Source organism: Elizabethkingia miricola (genome assembly GCF_001675285.1).
Lineage (GTDB): Bacteria > Bacteroidota > Bacteroidia > Flavobacteriales > Weeksellaceae > Elizabethkingia > Elizabethkingia miricola.
Map to the genome: position 1 here is coordinate 40,025 of NZ_LSGQ01000007.1, position 23,694 is coordinate 63,718.

The 23,694-nt window shown below is 36.5% G+C and carries 19 protein-coding genes and 1 other RNA gene; 14 read left to right on the forward strand and 6 right to left on the reverse strand.

The genetic code is table 11. The annotated features are described in order from the left end of the window. Positions 1-137 precede the first annotated feature (137 nt). Positions 138-1,601 carry an RNA polymerase factor sigma-54 gene (rpoN, locus tag ATE49_RS08425; protein ID WP_065081813.1) on the forward strand — a complete coding sequence of 488 codons (1,464 nt, stop codon included), beginning with the start codon at positions 138-140 and terminating at the stop codon, positions 1,599-1,601. 30 nt (positions 1,602-1,631) lie between these two features. On the opposite strand, the gene ATE49_RS08430 is transcribed toward rpoN, so the two are convergent. Then, a complete protein-coding gene (locus ATE49_RS08430) occupies positions 1,632-2,306 on the reverse strand; it encodes a hypothetical protein (protein ID WP_065081814.1) in 675 nt (224 codons plus the stop codon). Continuing rightward, positions 2,296-2,790: an RNA polymerase sigma factor gene (locus ATE49_RS08435; RefSeq protein WP_034866588.1), complete on the reverse strand. Its 495-nt coding sequence runs from the start codon at positions 2,788-2,790 to the stop codon at positions 2,296-2,298. The genes ATE49_RS08430 and ATE49_RS08435 overlap by 11 nt, the downstream gene beginning before the upstream one ends. 188 nt (positions 2,791-2,978) lie before the next feature. On the opposite strand from ATE49_RS08435, the gene rnpB reads away from it, so the two are divergent. Then, an RNA gene (gene rnpB, locus ATE49_RS08440) (RNase P RNA component class A) lies at positions 2,979-3,286 on the forward strand. Here the strand turns inward: rnpB and ATE49_RS08445 are convergent. The 3 genes from ATE49_RS08445 to ATE49_RS08455 all read right to left on the reverse strand — a co-directional run bounded on the left by ATE49_RS08445 (position 3,285) and on the right by ATE49_RS08455 (position 6,030). After that, positions 3,285-4,154, reverse strand: a complete 870-nt coding sequence (locus tag ATE49_RS08445; protein ID WP_065081815.1) for a polyphosphate kinase 2 family protein — start codon at positions 4,152-4,154, stop codon at positions 3,285-3,287. The genes rnpB and ATE49_RS08445 overlap by 2 nt on opposite strands. Before the next feature lie 149 nt (positions 4,155-4,303). Beyond that, positions 4,304-5,506, reverse strand: a complete 1,203-nt coding sequence (locus ATE49_RS08450) for a winged helix-turn-helix domain-containing protein (RefSeq protein ID WP_065081816.1) — start codon at positions 5,504-5,506, stop codon at positions 4,304-4,306. Positions 5,507-5,658: 152 nt separating this feature from the next. After that, positions 5,659-6,030, reverse strand: a complete 372-nt coding sequence (locus ATE49_RS08455; protein WP_034866583.1) for a DUF1573 domain-containing protein — start codon at positions 6,028-6,030, stop codon at positions 5,659-5,661. A gap of 129 nt (positions 6,031-6,159) precedes the next feature. Here ATE49_RS08455 and ATE49_RS08460 point away from each other — a divergent pair, with 129 nt between their 5' ends. The 12 genes from ATE49_RS08460 to ATE49_RS08515 all read left to right on the forward strand — a co-directional run bounded on the left by ATE49_RS08460 (position 6,160) and on the right by ATE49_RS08515 (position 22,345). Continuing rightward, positions 6,160-8,775: a valine--tRNA ligase gene (locus tag ATE49_RS08460; protein ID WP_065081817.1), complete on the forward strand. Its 2,616-nt coding sequence runs from the start codon at positions 6,160-6,162 to the stop codon at positions 8,773-8,775. Positions 8,776-8,902: 127 nt separating this feature from the next. Further along, entirely contained in the window at positions 8,903-9,286 is a 384-nt protein-coding gene (locus ATE49_RS08465; protein ID WP_065081818.1) for a GIY-YIG nuclease family protein, read from the forward strand. A 53-nt stretch (positions 9,287-9,339) separates the two neighbouring features. Next, entirely contained in the window at positions 9,340-9,981 is a 642-nt protein-coding gene (locus ATE49_RS08470; RefSeq protein WP_035590851.1) for a DUF4241 domain-containing protein, read from the forward strand. A 28-nt stretch (positions 9,982-10,009) separates the two neighbouring features. After that, complete coding sequence (locus ATE49_RS08475; protein ID WP_065081819.1) at positions 10,010-10,900, forward strand: ribokinase; 891 nt, start codon at positions 10,010-10,012, stop codon at positions 10,898-10,900. A gap of 91 nt (positions 10,901-10,991) precedes the next feature. After that, positions 10,992-11,831 carry an alpha/beta hydrolase family protein gene (locus ATE49_RS08480; protein ID WP_065081820.1) on the forward strand — a complete coding sequence of 280 codons (840 nt, stop codon included), beginning with the start codon at positions 10,992-10,994 and terminating at the stop codon, positions 11,829-11,831. Between the two features lie 181 nt (positions 11,832-12,012). Beyond that, complete coding sequence (locus tag ATE49_RS08485) at positions 12,013-12,660, forward strand: HD domain-containing protein (RefSeq protein ID WP_065081821.1); 648 nt, start codon at positions 12,013-12,015, stop codon at positions 12,658-12,660. Positions 12,661-12,697: 37 nt separating this feature from the next. Next, entirely contained in the window at positions 12,698-13,306 is a 609-nt protein-coding gene (locus ATE49_RS08490; RefSeq protein WP_233174353.1) for a hypothetical protein, read from the forward strand. A 165-nt stretch (positions 13,307-13,471) separates the two neighbouring features. Next, complete coding sequence (locus ATE49_RS08495; RefSeq protein WP_065081822.1) at positions 13,472-16,294, forward strand: SusC/RagA family TonB-linked outer membrane protein; 2,823 nt, start codon at positions 13,472-13,474, stop codon at positions 16,292-16,294. Positions 16,295-16,303: 9 nt separating this feature from the next. After that, entirely contained in the window at positions 16,304-17,725 is a 1,422-nt protein-coding gene (locus ATE49_RS08500; protein WP_065081823.1) for a RagB/SusD family nutrient uptake outer membrane protein, read from the forward strand. Then, complete coding sequence (locus ATE49_RS08505; protein WP_065081824.1) at positions 17,725-19,116, forward strand: glucoamylase family protein; 1,392 nt, start codon at positions 17,725-17,727, stop codon at positions 19,114-19,116. Before ATE49_RS08500 ends, ATE49_RS08505 begins: the two co-directional genes overlap by 1 nt. Positions 19,117-19,182: 66 nt before the next feature. Beyond that, positions 19,183-21,504, forward strand: a complete 2,322-nt coding sequence (gene bglX, locus ATE49_RS08510; RefSeq protein ID WP_065082006.1) for a beta-glucosidase BglX — start codon at positions 19,183-19,185, stop codon at positions 21,502-21,504. A 43-nt stretch (positions 21,505-21,547) separates the two neighbouring features. Further along, positions 21,548-22,345 carry a carboxylesterase family protein gene (locus tag ATE49_RS08515; RefSeq protein WP_065081825.1) on the forward strand — a complete coding sequence of 266 codons (798 nt, stop codon included), beginning with the start codon at positions 21,548-21,550 and terminating at the stop codon, positions 22,343-22,345. 74 nt (positions 22,346-22,419) lie between these two features. Here the strand turns inward: ATE49_RS08515 and ATE49_RS08520 are convergent, their stop codons facing one another. After that, positions 22,420-23,616, reverse strand: a complete 1,197-nt coding sequence (locus ATE49_RS08520; RefSeq protein ID WP_034866546.1) for an efflux RND transporter periplasmic adaptor subunit — start codon at positions 23,614-23,616, stop codon at positions 22,420-22,422. Between the last annotated feature and the right edge of the window lie 78 nt (positions 23,617-23,694).

The window sequence follows — 23,694 nt, forward strand, 5'->3', positions numbered from 1 at the left end:
AGCCCTTAGAGATTTCTCTAAGGGCTTTTTTATGAAAACGAATTTCAATAGCAAAAATCGTGCAATTTTATTTTTTTTAAAATAAAAATGTTTAATTTCGTAGAGTTAATCTACAATGTAGTTAAGTAGAAATACCTATGCTGAAACAAAATTTACAGATAAAACTTGGCCAGAAAATGGCACCGCAACAAATTCAGTTGATGAAGCTTATTCAGCTCCATACTCTTGAATTTGAAGAAGAATTACAACGGGAGCTGGAAGAAAATCCGGCGTTGGAAAAAGCTGTGGACGATGCCAAGGAAGATGATTATTCGGATATTGATAGTAGTTACGATGATGAAGGAACTGAGTCTATAGAAACTGATTTCGATGTAAATGAATACCTGTTTGATGATGAACCTTCTTATAAAACTGCAGCGAGTAACTACTCGCCGGATGATGAAGAATTCGATAATCAGTCGTTGCTTACAGAAGGACAGTCCTTGTACGATTACCTTATAGAGCAAATCCGATTGACGAAGATCGGCGAAGAGGATCTGAAAATAGCAGAATATATTATAGGTAACCTGGACAATGACGGTTATCTGAGAAGAGATATAAAGTCTCTGGTTAATGATATGGCTTTTTCATTAGGAGTATATACAACACCTGAAAATGTAGAAGATGTATTAACCAATTATGTACAAAAACTGGATCCACCAGGAGTAGCAGCAAGAGATTTGAAAGAATGCCTTCTGTTACAGATTGAGAAAAAAGTAAGCGGAAATCCGGCAGTGTCATTAGCACATAATATTTTGCTTCACCAGTTTGATGCTTTAAGTAACAAGCATTATAACAAAATCATGCATAAGTATGATGTAGAGGAGGACGATCTGAAAGATGCGCTGGATGAAATCTCTAAGTTATCTCCTAAAGTAGGGGGCAATTTCGATACACAAACCATTACAATCAATCAGGAAATCATTCCGGATTTTGTCATCAATGTAAAAGACGGAAAAGTCACAGCAGCACTAAACAGTAAGAATGCTCCGCAGCTGCGTGTTTCAGATGAGTATAAAGAGATTTTAACAACTTACTCACATGATAAAACATCCCAGGAGCATAAGCAGGCAGCTCTGTTTATCAAACAAAAGCTGGATGCTGCAAAATGGTATATAGATGCTATTAATCAGCGTCAGAATACATTGATGCAGACCATTAATGCTATTATAAGGTTACAGAAAGATTACTTTATTACCGGAGATGACAAAAGTATAAAGCCTATGATTCTGAAAGATGTAGCAGATATTACAGGTTTTGATATTTCTACAATTTCCCGTGTGGTAAAAAGTAAATATGCTGATACACCTAACGGTATCGTTTATCTGAAGAATCTTTTCTCGGATAGTCTTACAAATGATGACGGCGAAGAGGTTTCAACCAAAGAGATTAAGAATCACCTGCAGGATATTATAGACAAGGAAAATAAAAGAAAACCCTATACCGATGATGCGTTAGTAGGAATGCTGAAAGATAAAGGATACAATATTGCCCGACGTACTATTGCTAAATACAGAGAGCAGCTGAATATTCCGGTAGCAAGATTAAGAAAAGAGTTATAAAAATAAAAAGCGCTGAATTCAGCGCTTTTTTTATTGTTCGTTTTCGATGTTTTTCAGTTGTTGAAGATTTCTGGAAAGCTTCTTCATTAATATGCCGTATATAAGCTTGTAATATAATAGTATTAGAAGTACGCATACAATACAGGAAATAATAATTCCTACAATAAAGCCGGCATATTTACTATCACTAATCTGTATATGCTGCTGCTGTATATAGATTACCGGGAATAAAGTGATGAGCAGTAAGAAGCATAGTAAAAACAGGATATTAACCAGTATAAAACGGTTAACAGACTTCTTGAAAGAAATAATCTGCAGGATAAAACTTTTCAGATTGCTTTCTACATCTATCTTTTTATATTTCCGGAAAAAAACCCATACGTAGAAAAGAATAATAAAAAGACTAATCATTTTAAATACAAAGTAAATGTTGTGGAAAGTCGCTTTTACACTTTCGTTAATTTGTATTCCCAGCTGAGAAAGCTGAGTGAAATAAGCATCTCCGTTCTCATGACGCAACCACGCAGAAATATTAAGGATAAGGAAAAGTGCAAATTCAGCAACGCTGACCCAGAAAATAAATTTCACATAGTTACGCGACTTCTTATTCAGGATTTCCAATATTTCCGAATCCTGATATTTAGGGACTGTTTCCTGTTTTTGCCAGGCATTTTTCAGTTGGTCTATGTCAAAATCATTCTGCATGTTGGGTCATTAAGTCTTTTAGAGTTTTTTTCAATCGATTCATCTTTACACGGGCATTCACTTCTGTAATCCCAATATTTTCAGCAATATCTTTATATGGTACATCGTCCAGATACATCATTACAATAGCTCTGTCAATATCCCCCAGCATTTTAATAACTTTATAAAGCAGGCTTATTTGTTGCTGGTTATCATCATTATCATCATCTATTGGCTGATGAAAATCCGCCAGTTCATCTGTTTTAACAGTTCTGGTTGTCTTTCTGAATAATGTAATGGCTGTATTAAGTGCTACACGATACATCCAGGTTGATATTTTAGAGTTTCCTTTGAATGTGTCGTAAGAACGCCACAATTGTAACACGATTTCCTGAAAAAGATCTTGCTGATCATCGGGCGTGTTGGTATACATCCTCGCCACTTTAATGATCAGGCCTTGGTTTTCTTTAACCAGTTTAGAGAAATCTTTTTCCTTCTGTGACATTTATTTTTTTCAGAAAGTGATGAATAGTGAAATTTTTTCACGAAGATAGAAAAAAAGACAGAATTACTTGCCAGTTTATGATTGATACTTTATAGTTTTTGTGAAATAGCTAATATAGCTGCAATCTTTAGATTTCGTAATTCGTTGTTCTGACTCTGTAATTGGGATGAAAACTCTATCTTTGCAGCCGACAAGCGCGGCCTGTTGATCCGTAAGGGTAGGAAAGTCCGGACACCATAGGGCAGCATAGCGGTTAATGGCCGTCATCCGTGAGGGTAGGACAAGTGCAACAGAAAGCAAGTACAGTTCGGCTGTAGTGAAACCAGGTAAACTCTATGCGGTGCAATGCTATGTATACCGGCAATTAAGGGCGGCTCGTCCATGTCGGGGGGTAAGCAGCTACATCGTATCGGCAACGGTACGGGCAGATAAATAACAGGCATCCCGCTCCTATGGGAGCGGGATACAGAATCCGGCTTATAGCGCTTGTCTTTTTATTTTTCGTTTTCCAGACTGGCTTTAGAAGCTTCCAATTCGCTGGCTTCTTCATCACTAAGAACAGGAAACTTTAAATCCATTTTTTCCAGAGTCTGTGTTATAATCTGGCAGGCTGTAAGTCTTGTAAACCATTTCTGATCGGCGGGCAATATATGCCAAGGTGCATATTCTGTAGATGTTTCATTAATGGCTTCTTCATATGCTTTTTGATATTTATCCCAAAGTGCTCTTTCTTTAAGGTCACCTGAGGAAAATTTCCAATTTTTTTCTGGCTCATTAATACGGTCTAAGAGACGCTTTTTCTGCTCATCTTTAGAAACATGAAGGAAGAACTTTATGACCTTTGTCCCGTTTTCAGACAGGTGCTTTTCAAAATTACGGATACTTTCGTAGCGGTTGTTCCAGAATTTATCATCGAAGTCTTTAACATCTTTCCATACTTTCTCACTCAGATTGTATTCCGGATGTACCTTACAAATAAGAACGCTTTCATAGTGAGAACGGTTGAAAATTCCGATTTTCCCCTTTTCAGGTAGTGCAAGATAGTGCCTCCATAGAAAATCGTGTGTATATTCTTTTGAGCTTGGTGTTTTAAAGCTGGTAACCTGACAACCTTGTGGATTAATACCACTCATAACATGTTCTATAAGGCTGTCTTTTCCTGCAGCATCCATAGCCTGGATAATAATCAGAAGAGACTTACTTCCGTCTGCATATAACTTTTCCTGAAGCTTATGAAGTTTCTTTTTTTCTTCATCCAGTAAAGTTATTCCTTCGTCTTTGGTCATTTTACCCTCGTATCGGGTTGATGTTTTTTTTATAGAAAACTTGTTTTCAGCAATAAAGTCGTTAAAATCTTTACTCATATATTTTTGTATTTATATAAAGATAAAAATATTTTTTAAGAAAAACTTTGAAATTAAGGGATCGGAGGTGATCCTGGATATTTTTTTATTAGTGAATAGAGTATCTGTGATGAAAACAATTTTTTTTGAAAGGTAGTGACATTTCGATTTTATAAACACTTATATAGTGTCTGCTTTATCAGCTTTGTATACTTTGAAGGGTTGACTTTTGTTAATATTATAGAATCACATCCATTAAAATGGGCAAAGCGTTCTATAGCTTCAGCAAAAACTCCTATCCATGATTCAATATCGATGTTGGTATTTTCAATATGCATGTTTATAAGTTCAAACTTTTTAATGCTTCTATGTGCTTTGCAGTCTACCCTGCCAATAAATATATTTCCATACAAAATAGGTAAACAGAAATAGCCATATTGCCTTTTTTCCTTAGGTAAATAACATTCAAGGCGAAAATCAAAATTAAAAAGTTGCTTAAAACGATCACGATGGATAAGAGAGTTATCAAAAGGAGATAAAAGTTTAATTTCTGAGGCAGAAGAGTCTGTTTCTTTTTCGATTAAATCCTTTCGGATATACATCGGAGAAATTCCGTCAATTTCTATTTTTTGTATCACTTTATCCTCAACCATCGACTGTAAGACTTGTTCTACATTTTTTCTTAAAGAATGGTCTGATCTAAGATGGGTTATTTGCTTTAAGGTCGTAAGTCCATAGGCGCGAAGATGTGTTTTGACAAGGTATTCGGCAAGTTCAATGGGTGTTGGTATTGTTAAGTCGGTCGTTTCGGGTAATACTCTTTCACTAATATCATATATTTTCTGCATACCATCCCGGCCGCTAATCATTAGATCACCTTGCATAAAAAGTCTTTCCAGGGCAAGTTTTGCAGGCTTCCAGTTCCACCAGCTTCCCGCAGCCTTTCCTTCATTCTCAAAGTCTTTAGCCTTTTTAGGGCCCTCAGTGTGTATTTTATCTATTACATATTGCATGACTTTAGGATCAGCATTATAATATTGAGACTGATTCTGCTTGAAACTCAACATCTGAGGTAAAGCATACCGATAGTCTTTCATGGGGAGATACGACGCAGCATGAAACCAATATTCGAATATTTTGTGTTCTTTTAGCAAGTCATCCAGATAATGTGTTTTATAACCATCTATTCTTGACCATAAGGTATGATGATGAGCACGCTCAACAACTGATAAAGTGTCTATCTGTACATATCCGAGATGTTCCAAAGCATTGAGTACAGCCTTCTTTCCAGTTCCGAATATAGGGGCTTTAGCCAATCCCTGGCTTTCTAATGTTATCTGTTGGAGGTACTGTCGTGTCAGTATTTTTTTCATATTTTCTTTTGTCTGTTGTTTAGCAAAGCTAAAATACCATTGTGACAACAATGTGTCAGCAGAAAAAATACATATTAGAATATCAATGTCATATTACTCAAAATAAAAAAGCACCTTAAAAAAGGTGCTTTAATATATCTTTTCTGATTTTTTTATTTTTTACCGGTTACATTCCCTGCGATCCAAATTACGCTTCTCTGGCTTTCCGGGTCATTAGAATAAACTTCAATTAACTTTTTAAAAGTTCCTGTAAATTTTGTGTCATAGCCAACTTTTAGCTTTGCACTTTTCCCCGGAAGGATAGGATCCTTGCTCCACTGTGGAGTTGTACACCCGCAAGAAGCTTTTACGTTTGTAAGAATAAGAGGCTTGTCTCCTGTATTGGTAATGGTGAAGAATCTTTCTCCGTTAGAGTTCTGTGCGATATCACCGTATTCTAATGTCGTTTTATCAAAGGCTATAGACTGAGCAGAAACTGCTGCGAATGCACCAGTTAAAAACAATCCTAAAAATAATTTTTTCATTTCGAATGAATTTTTATAAGGTTAGTTTAAATAACAAAATTAGTCAATTATTTGGTACTGAGTTTTTATTTTCATCTCCTTTCCCGTATTTTTGCAACTTATCTCATAAAAACATTAATTATCAAACTAATGGAAATTTCCGACAAGTACAATCCGCAACAAGCAGAACAAAAGTGGTACCAATATTGGCAGGAAAATAAATTTTTTCATTCCGAGCCAGATGAAAGAGAGCCATATACTGTCGTCATACCACCTCCAAATGTGACAGGAATTTTGCACATGGGGCATATGCTTAATAATACATTGCAGGATGTACTAGTTCGCCGTGCACGTATGCGTGGTTATAACGCATGCTGGGTTCCCGGGACCGATCATGCCTCTATTGCTACAGAAGCTAAAGTAGTAGCTAAATTGAAAGCTGAAGGAATTTCTAAACAGGATATCGGGCGCGAAAAGTTTTTAGAGCATGCCTGGGATTGGACGCACCAATATGGTGGAACAATTCTGGAGCAGTTAAAAAAATTAGGATGCTCTTGTGACTGGGACAGAACCCGCTTCACGATGGAAGATGATCTGTCTAAAGCAGTTATCAAAGTATTCGTGGACCTTTATAATAAAGGACTTGTTTACCGTGGTTATAAAATGGTAAACTGGGATCCGGAGGCAAAGACAAATATCTCTGACGAGGAGGTAATCTATAAAGAGCAAAACGGAAAATTATATTTCCTTAAATATCAGATCGTAGGTTCAGATGAGTTCCTGACAGTTGCTACAACACGTCCGGAAACAATATTCGGTGATACAGCTGTATGTATCAATCCTAATGACGAACGTTATACACACCTGAAAGGTAAAAAAGTAATCGTGCCAATTGTAGGACGTGAAGTTCCTATTATTGAAGACGATTATGTTGATATAGAATTTGGTACTGGAGCATTGAAGATTACTCCTGCTCATGATATCAATGACTACGAAATTGGTCAGCGTCACCAGTTAGAGATTATAGACTCTATGGACGATAATGCTGTTCTTAATGAAAACGGAAAGCACTATCAAGGCAAAGACAGATTTACAGTAAGAAAAGAAATTGCTAAAGAACTTGAAGAGAAAGGTCTTTTGTTAAAATCTGAAGACTATCTGAATAAAGTAGGTACATCCGAAAGAACAGGAGCTGTAATTGAGCCGAAAATCTCTGTACAGTGGTTTCTGAAGATGAGTGAAATGGCAAAGCCTGCATTGGATGTTGTAATGGATGATGAAGTTAAATTCTATCCGGAAAAATTCAAGAATACATACAGACACTGGATGGAGAATGTACACGACTGGAATATATCCCGCCAGTTATGGTGGGGGCACAGAATTCCGGCCTATTACTATGCATCTGGCGAGAACGATTTTGTAGTAGCTGAAACGATTGAATCAGCATTAGAACTTGCAAAACAAAAAACGGGTAATGCAGAACTAACAACTGATAATCTAAGACAGGATGAAGATGCATTAGATACATGGTTCTCTGCATGGCTATGGCCAATGTCAGTATTCAATGGTATTACTGCACCAGATAATAAAGATATCAATTACTATTATCCAACTTCGGATTTGGTAACTGGACCAGATATTATCTTCTTCTGGGTAGCCCGCATGATTATGGCTGGATTAGAGTTTAAAAACCAGGTTCCGTTTAAAAATGTATACTTTACCGGAATTGTAAGAGATAAGCAGCGTCGTAAGATGTCTAAATCTTTAGGAAACTCTCCGGACCCGATTGAATTAATGGACAAATATGGTTCTGACGGAGTAAGAGTAGGGATTTTGTTAAGCTCAGCGGCAGGTAATGACCTTATGTTCGATGAAGATTTAATGCTTCAGGGACGTAATTTTGCAACCAAAATATGGAATGCATTCAAGCTGACACAAAGTTGGAAGAAAGAGGATAAAGAGATTTCTGAAGAAAACGCACAAGCTATTGAATGGTTTGAAGCAGAATTCAATAAGACTGTGGCTGCAATTAATGACCAGTTTGAAAAGTTCAGAATTTCTGATGCATTACATTTATTGTATAAATTAGTTTGGGACGATTTCTGTTCATGGTATCTGGAAATTGTAAAACCGAACTATGGCGAGGCTATCAGTCAGCAGGTATATGACAAAACAATAGAATTCTTCGGAAATCTAATGAAGTTCTTACACCCTTTCATGCCATTCCTGACAGAAGAAATTTGGCAGGCGATTGCTGAGAGACAAGCTTCCGAAGCGTTAATTATTACCCAACAAAATAAAGAAACGGCTTTTGATGCTGGTGTTCTTAAAAACTTTGAGCAAACGAAGGAAATCGTTTCAGGAGTAAGAAACTACCGCCAGAGCAAGGGTATTTCTCCAAGAGAAGAAGTTGAGATTTATACTAATGTTTCTCAGTTTGAAAATGAAGCTGTTATTAAAAAACTGGCTAATGTTTCGGAGATTCATTATGCACAAAAAACGGATAAGCCAAGCTTTACATTCCTTGTAGGTGCAGTGGAATGCTCTATTCCGTTGAGTGAGAATCTTGATCTGGGTGAGGAGAAAACCAAGACAGAAGAAGAACTGAAGTATCTTAAAGGTTTCCTTATCTCCGTTGAAAAAAAGCTTAGTAATGAAAAATTCATGGCTGGAGCTCCACAACAAGTTGTAGATAATGAGCTGAAAAAACAAAAAGATGCTCAGGATAAAATAACATTATTGGAAGAGAAACTGAAAACTCTTTAAAAATTATAAAAACGTTTCGACTTAGTAAAGTGTAGACTTTGTGTCACGCTGAGCGAAGTCGAAGCGTTTTTTTTTACTATAAAATATTTTGTAAATTTCTTTCATATTCCTGATTAATAGTCGGATATTGAAAGAGTATTATGTTTATATTATTAAGTGTGCAGATAACTCCTATTATACAGGAGTTACAAGAGATTTGTTACAACGTTTGCAGCAACATGAATCAGGATATAATTCCAAAAGTTATACACATAATCGTAGACCCATTAGATTAGTCTATTATTGTGTGTTTTCAGATATAAATGATGCAATTTTATTTGAAAAGCAAATTAAAGGTTGGAGTAGAAAAAAGAAAGAAGCATTGATAGATGGAAATTTTAATAAGCTTAAAGAATTATCCATTTGTACAAACGATACACACTTTAGCAACTATCAAAAAGACAAAGAAGGCTTCATGGACGAAGTCCGCAAGTTTGCAACTTGTGCTCAGCCTGACAATTTTGCTGAATAATTTTGGCGGGATAGTTGTAAATAAACATTATCTTTAATTATTATTGAATCGTAATGAATCATATAGAAAACATACAGAAGCTTTTTTCTAAGAATTTTGTAGAATCACCTTTGCTGGAAAGTTTTGATGCAGGAAAACTGGTAATTACTACAGGAGAAATTGTAGCCAGTGATCCGTTGATTACACCAGATAAGGAAGCTTTTGATCAACAGTTTCCAACAGGGGAATTTGCTGTAAATATCCATAAAGAAAGAGAAAGTAATTGTGTTGCTTATGCTGAAGTTGTATTTCAGGAGGCTAAGATTACAGATTGGAAACTGGCAACAACAAAAGGGCAGAATGTAAAAGATTTAGCCGAAGGAGAAGTATTCGGATATCCTGTAGAAAGCGGAATGGGCTGTTTTATGGATTATGAAACCCAGAAGCTACTCAATGCTTTAGAGCAGGAAATGTTTCAGAAAAAAGCAGATGATTTTGAAGGAATTTATGCAGAGTTTTTCCATGAACATTTTTATGAGCAGGATGGTGCAGTACATCAATATACACTGCTAAAGCCTTACCTGGATAAAGCTAATAACATCTTTGCCTTTGAAACTGGATTCGGAGAAGGCTTTTATGCGAGTTATATAGCCTATGATGTAAATGGTATTCCTGTAAAATTAATTACCGAATTTATCGAAATAGTAGTAGATTAGTCCTTGAAATTTTTTTGATAGTATTATAATGAAATTTTCAAATCATATACCCAAAATTGTAGTAGTAGGAAGTTCATCAATAGATTTGGTGCTTACAACTGAGCATCACCCACGTATCAATGAAACAGTATTGGCTACCCAAACCGAAAATTTCTTTGGTGGTAAGGGAGCAAATCAGGCTGTAGGAGCCAGCAGGTTGGGAGCTAAGGTACATTTTGTAGGGTGTGTTGGTAAAGATACTAACGGCATGCATGTACTGGAAAATCTTGTAAATGAAGGGGTAAACGTCAATTTTGTAGAGGAGAATTCAAATTATCCTACAGGTACGGCTTACGTTACTTCTGCACATGGTAAAATCAGTATTATAGTAGCGCCGGCTGCTAATAATTTTATAACCACAGCTGATATAGACAAGGCAGAAGCAGAAATTGCTGAGGCAGATATAGTATTAACGCAATTGGAAATTCCGGTTGAGGTAGTAGAATATCTTTTTGAAATTTGCAGAAAGCATAATACCAGAATTGGGCTGTATGCTTCACCTGCAAAGTTTATAGGAGAGGATATTGCAGAGAAAGCAGACTTTATTGTTATTAAAAGCAATGATTTGTCTGTTGTATTTGGAGAAGAAGGACGAGATAAAGTCCTGAAAAAACTGCCGAATAAATTATTTATTCGCGATGATACTAACTCTACCGTTTATTTTAATGGTGAGGAAATGAAGTACTACCGTAATGCTCCGGATACTATTGCATATAAAATGGGAATGGGAGATGCATTTACTTCAGGTTTTGCAATTGCTCTTTGCCATGGAAATGAAATTGACGAATGTGTAAGATTTGGTAATGAAGTATCTCTGAAAGCATCTGCTAATAAAGGTTCTCAAAAAGGATTGCCATATCTGAAAGATTTCAGTTTTTAAGCTATTTACTGCATACTGAAAGTCTGAATAAAATATAATATATTGAGAATAAAAATCCACCTTTAAGTGGATTTTTTCTTTTACCAACGATATGAAGGAAGTAATTCTGAAAACCAGAGATGGCGTAAATATTATTGCTCATCTTTTTCAACCCGATAAAAGTAATGGGAAATTAGTATTGATTAATTCTGCAACAGGAGTGAAGCAGCAGGTTTATTTTGCTATTGCCCAATATTTTGCCGAGAATTCCTTTACTGTCATTACTTATGATTATCGGGGAATAGGGCTCTCTAAACCTTCAGATATGCGCAACTTCAATTCAGACGCTGTTTTATGGGGTAAAGAAGACTTCGGAATTATTACAGCTTATATCAAAGAAAACTTTTCTGATTATCAGAAATACTGTTTGGGACATTCTGTAGGCGCTCTGATACTGGGAATGAATGCTGATTCGGAAATATTTGAGAAATTTATTTTTGTCGGAACCCAGAATGCATATGTTGGAAATCTTAAATGGAAAACCAGAATTGAGGCTTATCTGGGATTTGGAGTTGTACAACCTTTAATTACAAGATTATTCGGCTATTTTCCGGCGCAATGGTTTGGTTTGGGAGAAAGTCTGCCAAAAGGAAATGCTTTCGACTGGAGAAAATTAATTCTGAATAAAAAGTCTACGAATAAACTCCTGGAGCGTACAGAAAGTTTTGCCGAAAGTCTTAACCATAAAGTTTTTGTAATTCGTGCAGAGGATGATGTATGGCTAACAGAAAAAGGTGTTAAGAGTCTGCTGAATGATACATATCCGAATATGAAGCCTACCTACAGACTGATAAAGGTATCAGAATCTGAAAAAGGAGAAATAGGGCATATCAATTTTTTCCGCAGTTATAACCGGAAATTATGGAAAATTATCCTGAACGAGATACAGTAAATCAGATAATTTTTCTAGCATTAATATTCTGTTTTTATAATGCTAGAATGTATATTTGTTGTGGTCGGAAAATGAATTTTAATTCTTCTGATTTTAAAAGCTGGTCTTTGGCTTTTAATCTGTTTTTAACAACAAAATTTCTATTTCCGGTAATTGATAATCAAACAATAAAATTTAATTCATGAGTGATTTAATTTCTAAAACAATTGAATTTGTAAAGAAAAAACTTGAAGGGGCAGAAGCAGGGCATGACTGGTTTCATATTGAAAGAGTATGGAGACTTTCTAAAAAGCTTGCTGAGACAGAAAAATGTAATACAGAAGTTGTTGAGTTAGGAGCATTATTACATGATATTGCCGATCCTAAATTTCATAATGGTGATGAAAATATAGGGCCAGATACGGCAAGAAGCTTTTTAGAAAATCAGAATGTAGATGAAGATATTATTCAGCAGGTAATATTTATTATCAGAAATATATCTTTTAAGAACAGAAATGAAGCACCTAAAGAAAAGCCAATAGAATTACAGGTGGTTCAGGATGCAGATCGTCTGGATGCTATCGGGGCAATAGGAATTGCAAGAGTTTTCAATTTCGGCGGTTTTAAAAATAATCCTATCCATATTCCGGGGGAAGAACCAAGGCTTAATTTGTCAAAAGAAGAATACAAAAAATCTTCTGGCACTACAATTAACCATTTTTATGAAAAACTTCTATTGTTGGAAGGGATGATGAATACTAATACCGGAAAAGAAATGGCAGCTGTAAGACACCAGTATATGGAAAACTTTCTACAGCAATTTTATGACGAATGGAATGCAGTAGTGTAGAGCTATTCCACAGAAAATCTTATTTTTGTTGAAAATTATGATGTACGCTATTGCCATAATACTCTTTATATTTCTGTGTCTTTCGTTATTGTTATCCACAATACGAACGGGACGACTGGCACTTTCTATAAAAATACTTCGCTGGGTTATTACTGTCGGAGGTATTGCTTTCTTTAGCTGGTGGTTTTTCAAAAAGAGCTTTCCAAGACTTACGGATAACTCTTTATCCGTTCAGATTATCAATAATTTACAGCAACCTATAGATTTCTATACGGTAAGAATTAATAAAGGTCCGGATGCTGAGGATGTTATTAACCATTTGGGTATAATCAGATCCGGATATTACAGAATAGAATATTTTAATGTAAAGAATTCTGATGAATACTGGCTAATGGGCTTCATTGGAAAGAAAAAATTGGTTTATTTTTCACAGCATACCGTTGTAAATAAAAATGAAGACCAATTGGTAGAGGTACGAAATTATATCAATCAAAGTCAGCGTTTGTCCGATCTGGGTGTCAAAAAAGTCAATGCTTATGTTAATGATACTGTTACAGAAGCTATATGGATTACTTTAGATTTTCTCCTTATATTCCTTAATCTGGTATTGCTTCTTCGCAAAAGAACACTCAGAGTGGAACATTAATTATTTGGCTTACAGAACAATATAAAACCCCTTTTTAAGGGGTTTTTATTTTTTTATAATAAAATGTTAAAAAAAGTTGTTGTAATGTTAAGAGAAATTAATATATATTTGATATAGTCTTTTTTGGAGACAATTGAATGTAAGTTAAAGTAAAGAAGTATTAGTATGAACAAAAAAGTGTTACAGGTTTCGTGCCTTGTAGCGGCATTTTATTTTGGTGCCGACGTACATGCTCAAACCAAAAAAAATGACACAGTAACCAAGGAAAAGGCTATCGAAGAGGTAGTTATGATTGGTTATGGTAGTCAGAAGAAGGAAAATGTTACCGGAAGTATTGGTGTAATTAGTGCCAAAGATCTTGCGGATAAGCCTAACCCCAATCCAATTAGTTCTATTCAGGGAAAAGTTGCCGGGGTTCAGATTCAGAACTCTGGAGCTCCCGGAGGATCTCCTAGAGTAGATATTCGGGGAATTAGTTCCCTTTCCGGAAAGACAGTATTTATTGTTGACGGAATGATTACTGATGATATCTCTTTCCTTAATCCACAGGATGTAGAATCAATGAGTATTCTGAAAGATCCATCCAGTTTAGCGATTTTTGGTGCCAGAGCTAGTAATGGTGCAGTTATTATCAAAACAAAATCAGGAAAAAATAAAACGGTATTCAATTTTAGCTCTTATATAGGTGTTAAAACGGTAACGAATATTCCTAAAATGGCTAATTCTGATCAGTATGTAGAGCTTTATAATGAAAAGCTAAGAAATGAAGGAGTTACTGATCCTACCAAATTTATTTCAAGAGCAAATTATCCTGCCAACACAGATTGGTTTAATGAGGTATTGAAAACCGGGTTTATTACTTCGAATGATTTCTCGGCATCCGGAACTTTGGCTAAAAAACTGAATTACTTTGCGAGTATTGGCTATCTGGATGATGGTGGAACACTTGCCGCAGGCAGAGGAGTTAATTCTGGAAATAACTTCCAAAGACTAAATACAAGAGCTAATCTTACCTATAAAATTAATAATAATATTTCCGTTGGAAATAACTTTACATGGTCGCATATAAATACCAATATTGCGAGTAATCCTTTGTTAGCCGCATATGGAGCGCCACCTGTTTACTATCCTGTCAATCCGGCTACAGGTAATTATGATCCTTTTTCTTTAATTTCATTGGCTAACCCTAGGGCAACCTTAGATTTGCTCAGATCAAAAGAGAAGCAGGACCGTATTTTGAATAATATTTGGGCAGAAGTTAAATTCTTAAAAGACTTTAGTTTTAAAGTAAGTTATACTATAGATCATACGAATTCATATAAGTATGAGTATAATGCAATTAATAACTACAACCCAAATCAAACTCCGACAAGATCTAACCTGATTACAAGAGATACAAGAACGGAGGGGTATGTATGGGATAATATTTTGTCATGGAAAAAGAACTTTAACCAACATCATTTAGAAGTTTTGGGAGGATTCTCACGTACCCAAAATTATTATCATGGTGTTTACAGTAAGGTATTTGATATACCTTATACTGGTCATGACAGAGATTTGGTTCTTTCTAACGGTGTAGACTTAGTAACCTTTACATCCAACAAAGATGTAGATATGGTTCCGTATAAAAATCGTATTGAGTCTTTATTCGGCAGATTAAACTACGATTATGCAGGTAAATATTTAGTAAATGCTTCTGTCCGTAGAGATGGAGCTACAGGTTTTTCCTCTAATAACAGATTTAAAACTTTCCCTGCAGTGAGTGTAGGATGGGTGATTAGCAAAGAAGGCTTTATGAGCAATCAGAACCTATTCAATCTTTTGAAATTAAGAGCCAGTTGGGGGAAATTGGGGAATCCGGATATAACGAGAGGGTATGATAAACTGACAACCATCATTAATTCGGGAGCTTACTTTGGTGGTATAGGAAACCCTGCTGAAACAGTAACTAAAATCGTTAATACTGACATAGACTGGGAAACAACGACAGGTCGTGATATTGGGGTAGAAATGGCATTGCTGAATAATAAATTAAAAATTGAAGCAACGTATTTTGATAAGGATTCCAAAAATGTTGTATATGGAATTAATCAGCCTTCAATCTCTGGAGCAAGTAACTGGGCAGAATTCATAACCAATGCTTACTCATTCAACAACAGAGGTTTTGAAGCATCTGTAAATTACGATACTAAAATCAGTGAGAATATCAGATTGGGTGTTTATGCCAATATTACAACGATTAAAAACAAGATAACAAGTGTTTATCTGGATTCTTATAATGAACCAGGCGCACACTTATTTGGTAGTACTATTATAAGATTACAAACAGGGCAGCCGGTAGGATCTTATTATGGTTATCAGGTTGCAGGAGTTTTCCAGAACCAGTCTGATATCAATGCAGCACCACAGCAGACAAATGCAGCAGTCGGAGGATTCAAATTTGCAGATTTAGATGGTAATGGCGTTATTGATGCCAGAGATAAAACGTTCTTAGGAAGCCCTATTCCAAAATATACTTATGGTTTTGGATTTAATCTTAGCGTATATGATTTCGATTTTGCTATGGATTTCCAGGGAGTCCAAGGTAATAAGATCTATAATTATAACAGAGAACAGCGTTACGGAAACGAAAACTGGGATTTGGATTTCTACAAAAACAGATGGCAGGGGGCAGGAACTTCCAATTCTTATCCAATGACAACAAATAATCAGGCAATTATATTGCCAAGTAGTTTCTTTGTTGAAGACGGAAGTTTCTTCAGAATCAGAAATATTCAGTTAGGGTATACACTGCCTAAAGAGTTTACAAAGCAGTTAGCTGTTCAGAAACTAAGATTGTATTTCAGTGCACAAAACCCGTGGACAAGCTTCAAATACAATGGATTCTCTCCAGAGATTATGAACAGTGACAGAGTGCAGATGGGTATTGATAATAATATCTATCCAATTTCGGCGATTTATACTTTTGGTATGAACCTAACCTTTTAATTAAAGATCATGAAAAAAATATTTTTGTCAATAGCGGTTGTTTCGTTTCTCGCAGGATGTAAGAACGACAGCTTTTTAGATATACCAGTTGAAGGACAGACTGAAGAATCTGCCTTCTTCAAAACACAGGATGACGCATTGAAGGCAACTAATGCTATCTATAGCTTTTTAAGAGGTTGGGAAAACTCAGCCTTCCCTTACCAGTTCATATTTGGAGTGCCAGCAGATGATGTGATCAAAGGATCTAACCCTGGAGATGCTTCATTTATTAATGCATACGACCAATTTACTTATACAGCCAGTGATGGTGGTGTAGAAGGATACTGGACAGGTCAGTGGCAGGCCGTTTCACGTTCTAATCAGGTTATTACAAGAGTTCCTGAAATTAATATGGATGCTACGATGAAAAGTAGAATAATTGCTGAGGCTAAATTCCTTAGAGCTTATTTCTACTTTAACTTGGTAAGAATTTATGGTGGAGTTCCTATTTTCGATGGTCTTCAGGAGAATTATAATAAACCAAGAAATTCTCAGGATGAGGTTTATAATTTCATTATATCAGATCTTTTAAGTGCTTCACAGGCACTTCCTGATAAGTATGGTGCTTCTGATTTAGGAAGAGCTACAAAAGGAGCAGCTTTAGGCTTATTATCAAAAGTTTATTTGTATAAAAAAGACTGGCAGAAAGCTTATGATACCTCAAATCAGGTAATGGCAATGGGATATTCTCTGGATCCGGATTTTAATCACTTATTCCGTGTGAAAGGGGAATTTGGACCGGAATCAGTATTTGAAGTTGACTGTTCATGTAGTGCACAATATGGAGGAAGTCAGTATGCAGAAGTACAAGGTGTAAGAAATCAGTTCGGCTGGGGATTCTTTACTCCGTCACAAGCTTTAGAAGATGCTTTTGAGCCAGGAGATATCAGAAAACAATTTACCATACTGAGAGAAGGGCAGACAACGCCGGAAGGAGATCTGATCAAAAAAGGAGATCCACTTTCTGTAGATACATACAGCTATAAAGCTTATGTTCCTAAAGCAGATCAAGATGCAACTTGTGGCCAGGGATCTGTGCAAAATATCAGAGTATTAAGATTTGCTGAGATTCTTTTGATCAATGCTGAAGCTGCAAATGAATTAGGGAATACAGGTGCTGCCCAGGCTTCTCTGAATAAAGTAAGAAACAGAGCAAAATTAGGAGATACAACGGCTTCATCTCAGGCAGGATTAAGAACTGCAATTTGGCATGAACGCAGAGTTGAGCTGGCGATGGAAGGAGACCGTTTTGTAGATCTTGTGAGAACAGGTCAGGCGGCAACTGTTTTAGCTTCTTATGGATTTAAAGCAGGAAAAAATGAATTGTTCCCAATACCATTTAATGCGATTACACAAAGTCAGAATGTTCTGACTCAAAACCCAGGTTACTAATGAGGTTTAAAAACATATTAATATTCACTTTGGCTATTGCAGGGATTACCTGCAGTAGCCAAAGTCCTGTTAAGGGGAATAAGAAACCAGATGTTAAAAAGCTAACGGATGATCAGCTACTGGATAAAGTTCAGAGACAGACTTTCCGGTATTTCTGGGATTTTGCCGAGCCACATTCAGGCATGGCAAGGGAACGCTATCATCCTGACGGTAATTATCCGGATCGTGATGCGAATATTGTTACTACTGGAGGCTCAGGATTTGGGCTAATGTCTATTATTTCTGCTGCAAACAGAGGCTATATTAAGAGAAAAGAAGCTGTAGAACGTCTAAATAAAATAGCAGATTTTCTGACAAAAGCAGATCGCTTTCATGGAGCCTGGTCTCATTGGATAGATGGTGAAACAGGAAAAGTAAAACCATTCGGAACCAAAGATAATGGTGGAGATCTTGTAGAAACATCATTCCTGGCACAAGGCTTCCTTGTTGTACGGGAGTATTTTAAAAATGGTACAGCTGAAGAAAAAGCTTTGGCAGGGAAGTATGATAAATTATGGAAAGGTATAGAATGGAATTGGTACACAAAGGGTGGTGAAAATGCCCTGTACTGGCACTGGTCTCCAAATTATGCATGGGATATGAACTTCAAATTGGAAGGTTATAATGAATGTTTAATTACATATGTAATGGGCGCTTCATCTCCAACTCATACGATAAGCAGAGAAGCCTATGATAAAGGTTGGGCACGCAGTGGTAAGATTATTTCAGATAAAGTAGCTTATGGTTTTCCGTTAATATTAAAACATAACGGAGCGGAAAATTATGGAGGACCTTTATTTTGGGCACATTACTCCTATCTTGGTTTGGATCCTAACGGGTTGAAAGATCAGTATGCAGATTATCAGAAACTGAATTATGATCACTCTATGATCAATTATTCCTATGCTGTTGAAAATCCCAAAGCTTATAAGGCTTATGGAAAAGATTTCTGGGGATTGACAGCATCTTATTCCAGAAATGAGGATGGAAGTACAGGTTATAATGCGCATATGCCGGGAAATGATGTAGGTGTTGTTTCTCCTACTGCAGCTATTAGCTCCATTGTATATACACCCAAAGAGTCTATAGCTTTCATACGTAATCTGTATGAAAATTATCCTGATTCATGGGGGCTAGCGGGGTTCTATGATGCATTGAGCCCTCAGTACAATTGGACTGCTAAATGGTATCTGGCGATAGATCAGGGACCAGAAGTTGTAATGTTGGAGAACTATCGTTCCGGATTAATCTGGCAATTGTTTATGAATGCTCCGGAGGTTCAGCAAGGTTTGAAAAAACTTGGATTTACTACTTCAAAATACCCTTCGAAAGGGAGAAAAGTAGTAAAATAAAATTTTGTATATTAGTCTTAATTTTTAATGTCTTTATTTGAGACAATAAATAAACTAAAAAATAATATGAAGAAACTATCAATTATAGCCGGGCTTATTCTTGCGCCTCTGTTTTCAGCACAGTTGGTACATCAGCCGGTACAAAGCTTTCAAACAGAAGCTTATACTTCTAAAAAGAAGGCATTTGTAGATCAGTTAATCGCAAAAATGACTTTGGATGAGAAAATCGGACAGCTTAATCTGCCGTCATCCGGAGATTTTACAACAGGACAGGCTCAAAGTTCTGATATAGGTAAAAAAATTGAACAGGGATTAGTAGGAGGATTATTCAACATAAAAGGTGTTGGTAAAATAAGGGATGTACAGAAAGTGGCTGTAGAAAAAAGCCGTCTTAAGATTCCAATGATTTTCGGAATGGACGTTATTCATGGTTATGAAACTACATTCCCGATTCCTTTAGGACTTTCTGCTTCATGGGATATGGATCTTATTCAGAGATCTGCACAGATTGCAGCACAGGAAGCTTCTGCAGATGGCATTAACTGGACGTTCTCACCGATGGTAGATGTCTCCAGAGAGCCAAGATGGGGAAGGGTTTCTGAAGGATCGGGAGAAGATCCATACCTTGGAAGTCAGATTGCAAAAGCCATGGTTTATGGTTATCAGGGAAAAGACTTATCTCTTAAAAATACCATACTGGCATGTGTAAAACATTTTGCACTGTATGGCGCACCGGAAGGAGGACGTGACTATAATACGGTTGACATGAGTCATATAAGAATGTTCAACGAGTATTTTCCACCATATAAAGCTGCTGTAGATGCCGGAGTAGGATCTGTAATGGCTTCCTTTAACGAGGTTGATGGTATTCCCGCAACAGGTAATAAATGGCTGATGGATGATGTGTTGCGTAAGCAATGGGGCTTTAATGGTTTTATTGTAACGGACTACACCGGAATCAATGAAATGATTCAGCATGGAATGGGAGATCTGCAGCAAGTATCAGCTTTAGCAATGAACGCAGGTATTGATATGGATATGGTTGGTGAAGGATTTTTAACAACACTGAAAAAATCCATAAGTGAAGGAAAAGTAACAGAACAGCAAATTACTACTGCAGCCAGAAGAATTCTGGAAGCTAAGTATGATCTGGGACTTTTTGATGATCCGTATCGATATACTGATGAAAAAAGATCTAAAGCTGAGGTTTTCAATAAAGCCAATCGCGAAGAAGCCAGAAATATTGCAGCGCAGTCAATGGTTCTGCTTAAGAATGATAAACAGATTCTGCCTCTGAAAGCATCAGGAACAGTTGCTGTTATTGGACCTTTAGCCAATAATAACGAGAATATGACCGGAACCTGGAGTGTAGCTTCCCGCACAAAAGACGCTGTTTCTATAATGACAGGTCTTAAAGAAACTGTAAAAGGGGTCAATTTCATTTATGCAAAAGGAAGCAACGTCTTCTATGATGCTAAAATGGAAGAAAAGGCGACAATGTTTGGTAAAGTATCCAACAGAGACAGCCGGTCTAAAGAAGCACTGCTGAAAGAAGCTGTGGAAACGGCTAAAAAAGCAGATGTTGTGGTATTGGCTATTGGTGAAACAGCCGAACTAAGTGGAGAATCGAGTTCCAGAGCGAATATAGAGATTCCTCAGGCTCAGAAAGATTTATTGGCAGAGCTTAAAAAGACAGGTAAACCAATTGTGATGGTGCTCTTTACAGGACGCCCGTTGGTCTTAAATGATGAAAATAAGCAGGCTGATGCTATCGTTAATGCTTGGTTTGCAGGAAGTGAAGCAGGTTATGCAATTGCAGATGTATTGTATGGTAAAGTCAATCCGTCCGGAAAGCTACCAATGACATTCCCAAGGAGTGTAGGACAGGTTCCAATCTATTATAATGCTAAAAATACAGGCCGCCCATTAAGTGATGACAAATCGGATAAATGTGAATTTGAGAAATTCAGATCTAACTATATAGATGAATGTAATACACCGCTTTTCCCTTTTGGCTATGGCTTAAGCTATACTTCATTTGGATATTCAGATGTACAGTTGAATAAAACGCAACTGAGTGGTAACGATCAGTTAACAGCAAGTATAACATTGACGAATAATGGTAAATACGACGGAAATGAAGTGGTACAATTATATATTCGTGATATTGTAGGATCCGTGACTCGTCCGGTAAAAGAGCTGAAAGGTTTCCAAAAAGTGTTTTTAAAGGCTGGTGAATCTAAAAAAGTAAGCTTTACAATTACGCCGGAAGATCTGAAGTTTTATAACTCGGAACTGAAGTATGATTGGGAGGCCGGAGAATTCGATATTATGATAGGCACAAATTCTCATGATGTAAAACATGCGAAAATAAACTGGAATAAATAATAACAAAAGCAGCTGAAAAGCTGCTTTTTTATATTTTTGAAATATGATAAAAAAGTTAGGTTTCGTTTTAGCATTAATGTGGGTAAGTTTTCTTTTTGCTCAGGATTTTTCATTGTTCAAGAAATTCAGATTTTCACAAGGAGAACAGACCTTACCTTACAGGGTATTATTACCTGAAAATTTCGATCCGGGGGAAAAATATCCGTTGGTTATTTTTCTGCATGGGAGAGGGGAAAGTGGGAATGATAATGAGAAGCAGCTGACTCATGGAGGAAAGTTATTTTTGAATGATAGTAATCGGAAAAATTTCCCGGCAATTGTAGTTTTTCCACAATGCCCTGAGGATTCTTATTGGAGCAACGTACAAATAGTGTCCGATGATGTAGGGCAAAGAAAATTTTATTTCACCAATAACGATGTTCCAACAAAAGCGATGTCACTATTATCCGGTCTTTTTGGAAATCTACAAAAACAGTATAATATAAAACAGGATCAGATTTATATTATGGGGCTTAGTATGGGAGGAATGGGAACTTTTGAACTGGTGAACCGCAAGCCGGGAGTATTTGCAGGAGCTATTGCAATCTGTGGCGGGGCGGAACCATCCACAGCTTCTAATCTGAAAGCTACAAACTGGTGGGTTTTTCATGGTGGAAAAGATGATGTAGTACCTTCAGGGTTTTCAGATGCTATGGTAAAAGCAATGAAACTGAACGGAGTAAAGGTAAAATATACTTTATACCCCGAAGCAAACCATAACAGCTGGGATTCGGCATTTGCAGAACCTGATTTATTGAAATGGCTGTTTAGCCAGAAGATTCAAAGAACTATAAGTAAGTAATTATCTGATTATATAATTCAGAAGCGCCGCAGACAAAGTCCACGGCGCTTCTTTTAACAATATCTAATTTAAACTTATTTAGCGTTTTTCTGCTTTAATTCCTCCTTATCCTTTTCAGAAGGATTCCATACTTTGATTTCAGAATCTTTAGTAATACCAGAAAGTACCTGTACGTTGATACCATCACTAGCACCAAGAGTTATATATACTTTTTTAAACTTACCGTCTTTTTGTTTTACCTCTACGAAAGCTTTGTCTTTGTTGTTCTGTTTTTCATACTGGATAAGAGATTCATCCAAAAGAAGAGCATTTTTCTGGCTGTTCATAATGATTTCGCCATTGGCAGAGAATCCTGCGCGGATATACTCGTTGTTAGGATTGAATACATCTGCTTCCAGAGGGAATTTAATACTTCCTGTTTCATCCTTTCCTTTAGGAGCAATTAACGTTAGCTTTCCAGGAAAAGTCTTATTTTGTAAAGCCCCGATAATGATATTCATATTCATTCCTTCTTTTAGTCTTCCGGCCTGCGCTTCATCGATAGTACCTTTAAAAATAAGTGAATTAAGGTCAGCAACAGTACAAATAGTTGTTCCGGCATTGAAGTTATTTGCTTCGATAACCTGGCTTCCTTCTTTTACAGGAATTTCCAGAATAGTACCATTAAGCTTGGAACGAACCTGGGTTGTTGCCAGACTTTGTAATTCTGGTGTAGATCCGGTTCTGGCAATCTGAAGGCGCTTTTCAGCTGTTCTTAACTGTTGCTCTGCAATTGATACAGATTGTGCAGCACCTTTATATTGTTGTTCAGCATTGTAATATTCTTGTTTGGAAATTACACCCTGTGCAAAAAGCCTTTTTTGCATATCGTACTGCTTTTGCTGATTGTTTAAAGTAATTTTAGCATTGCCAATCTGCAATTCAGCGTCCTTTATAGACTGTTGTGCAGCATTCATCTCAGAAATACTAGGTACAACATTAATTGTAGCGATTAATTGTCCTGCTGTTACTTTATCTCCTTGTTTTACGTGGATAGATTTTATAATCCCGGGAATATTTGGTTTTATCTCAACCTCCCTGCGTGGCACAATTGTCCCAGTTGCAAGCACCTTATCCTCCAGTGTTTGTATAGTAGGTTTACGTGTTAAGAAGGCCTCTTCCTTCGCAGAATTGGACGAGATCATATAACTGATACCTTTAAAAAGAACCAGCAATAGGATAATTCCTAAGATGATATAAATGATTTTTTTGAAGTTGAGCTTCTTTTTCATATAATTATTATTTTTTTATTAATAGAAATTAATGGGTAATGAATCAGTCGTTTGTGAATGTGTCAATGAGTGAATTGT

What these genes read in the sequence shown, in the direction of transcription:
- ATE49_RS08450 (WP_065081816.1), bottom strand. Translation starts at nt 5,506, where the DNA reads ATGAAAAAAATACTGACACGACAGTACCTCCAACAGATAACATTAGAA.
- ATE49_RS08460 (WP_065081817.1), top strand. Translation starts at nt 6,160, where the DNA reads ATGGAAATTTCCGACAAGTACAATCCGCAACAAGCAGAACAAAAGTGG.
- ATE49_RS08470 (WP_035590851.1), top strand. Translation starts at nt 9,340, where the DNA reads ATGAATCATATAGAAAACATACAGAAGCTTTTTTCTAAGAATTTTGTA.
- ATE49_RS08455 (WP_034866583.1), bottom strand. Translation starts at nt 6,030, where the DNA reads ATGAAAAAATTATTTTTAGGATTGTTTTTAACTGGTGCATTCGCAGCA.
- ATE49_RS08505 (WP_065081824.1), top strand. Translation starts at nt 17,725, where the DNA reads ATGAGGTTTAAAAACATATTAATATTCACTTTGGCTATTGCAGGGATT.
- ATE49_RS08495 (WP_065081822.1), top strand. Translation starts at nt 13,472, where the DNA reads ATGAACAAAAAAGTGTTACAGGTTTCGTGCCTTGTAGCGGCATTTTAT.
- ATE49_RS08490 (WP_233174353.1), top strand. Translation starts at nt 12,698, where the DNA reads ATGATGTACGCTATTGCCATAATACTCTTTATATTTCTGTGTCTTTCG.
- ATE49_RS08435 (WP_034866588.1), bottom strand. Translation starts at nt 2,790, where the DNA reads ATGTCACAGAAGGAAAAAGATTTCTCTAAACTGGTTAAAGAAAACCAA.
- ATE49_RS08500 (WP_065081823.1), top strand. Translation starts at nt 16,304, where the DNA reads ATGAAAAAAATATTTTTGTCAATAGCGGTTGTTTCGTTTCTCGCAGGA.
- ATE49_RS08515 (WP_065081825.1), top strand. Translation starts at nt 21,548, where the DNA reads ATGATAAAAAAGTTAGGTTTCGTTTTAGCATTAATGTGGGTAAGTTTT.
- ATE49_RS08445 (WP_065081815.1), bottom strand. Translation starts at nt 4,154, where the DNA reads ATGAGTAAAGATTTTAACGACTTTATTGCTGAAAACAAGTTTTCTATA.
- ATE49_RS08475 (WP_065081819.1), top strand. Translation starts at nt 10,010, where the DNA reads ATGAAATTTTCAAATCATATACCCAAAATTGTAGTAGTAGGAAGTTCA.
- bglX (WP_065082006.1), top strand. Translation starts at nt 19,183, where the DNA reads ATGAAGAAACTATCAATTATAGCCGGGCTTATTCTTGCGCCTCTGTTT.
- ATE49_RS08485 (WP_065081821.1), top strand. Translation starts at nt 12,013, where the DNA reads ATGAGTGATTTAATTTCTAAAACAATTGAATTTGTAAAGAAAAAACTT.
- ATE49_RS08520 (WP_034866546.1), bottom strand. Translation starts at nt 23,616, where the DNA reads ATGAAAAAGAAGCTCAACTTCAAAAAAATCATTTATATCATCTTAGGA.
- rpoN (WP_065081813.1), top strand. Translation starts at nt 138, where the DNA reads ATGCTGAAACAAAATTTACAGATAAAACTTGGCCAGAAAATGGCACCG.
- ATE49_RS08430 (WP_065081814.1), bottom strand. Translation starts at nt 2,306, where the DNA reads ATGCAGAATGATTTTGACATAGACCAACTGAAAAATGCCTGGCAAAAA.
- ATE49_RS08480 (WP_065081820.1), top strand. Translation starts at nt 10,992, where the DNA reads ATGAAGGAAGTAATTCTGAAAACCAGAGATGGCGTAAATATTATTGCT.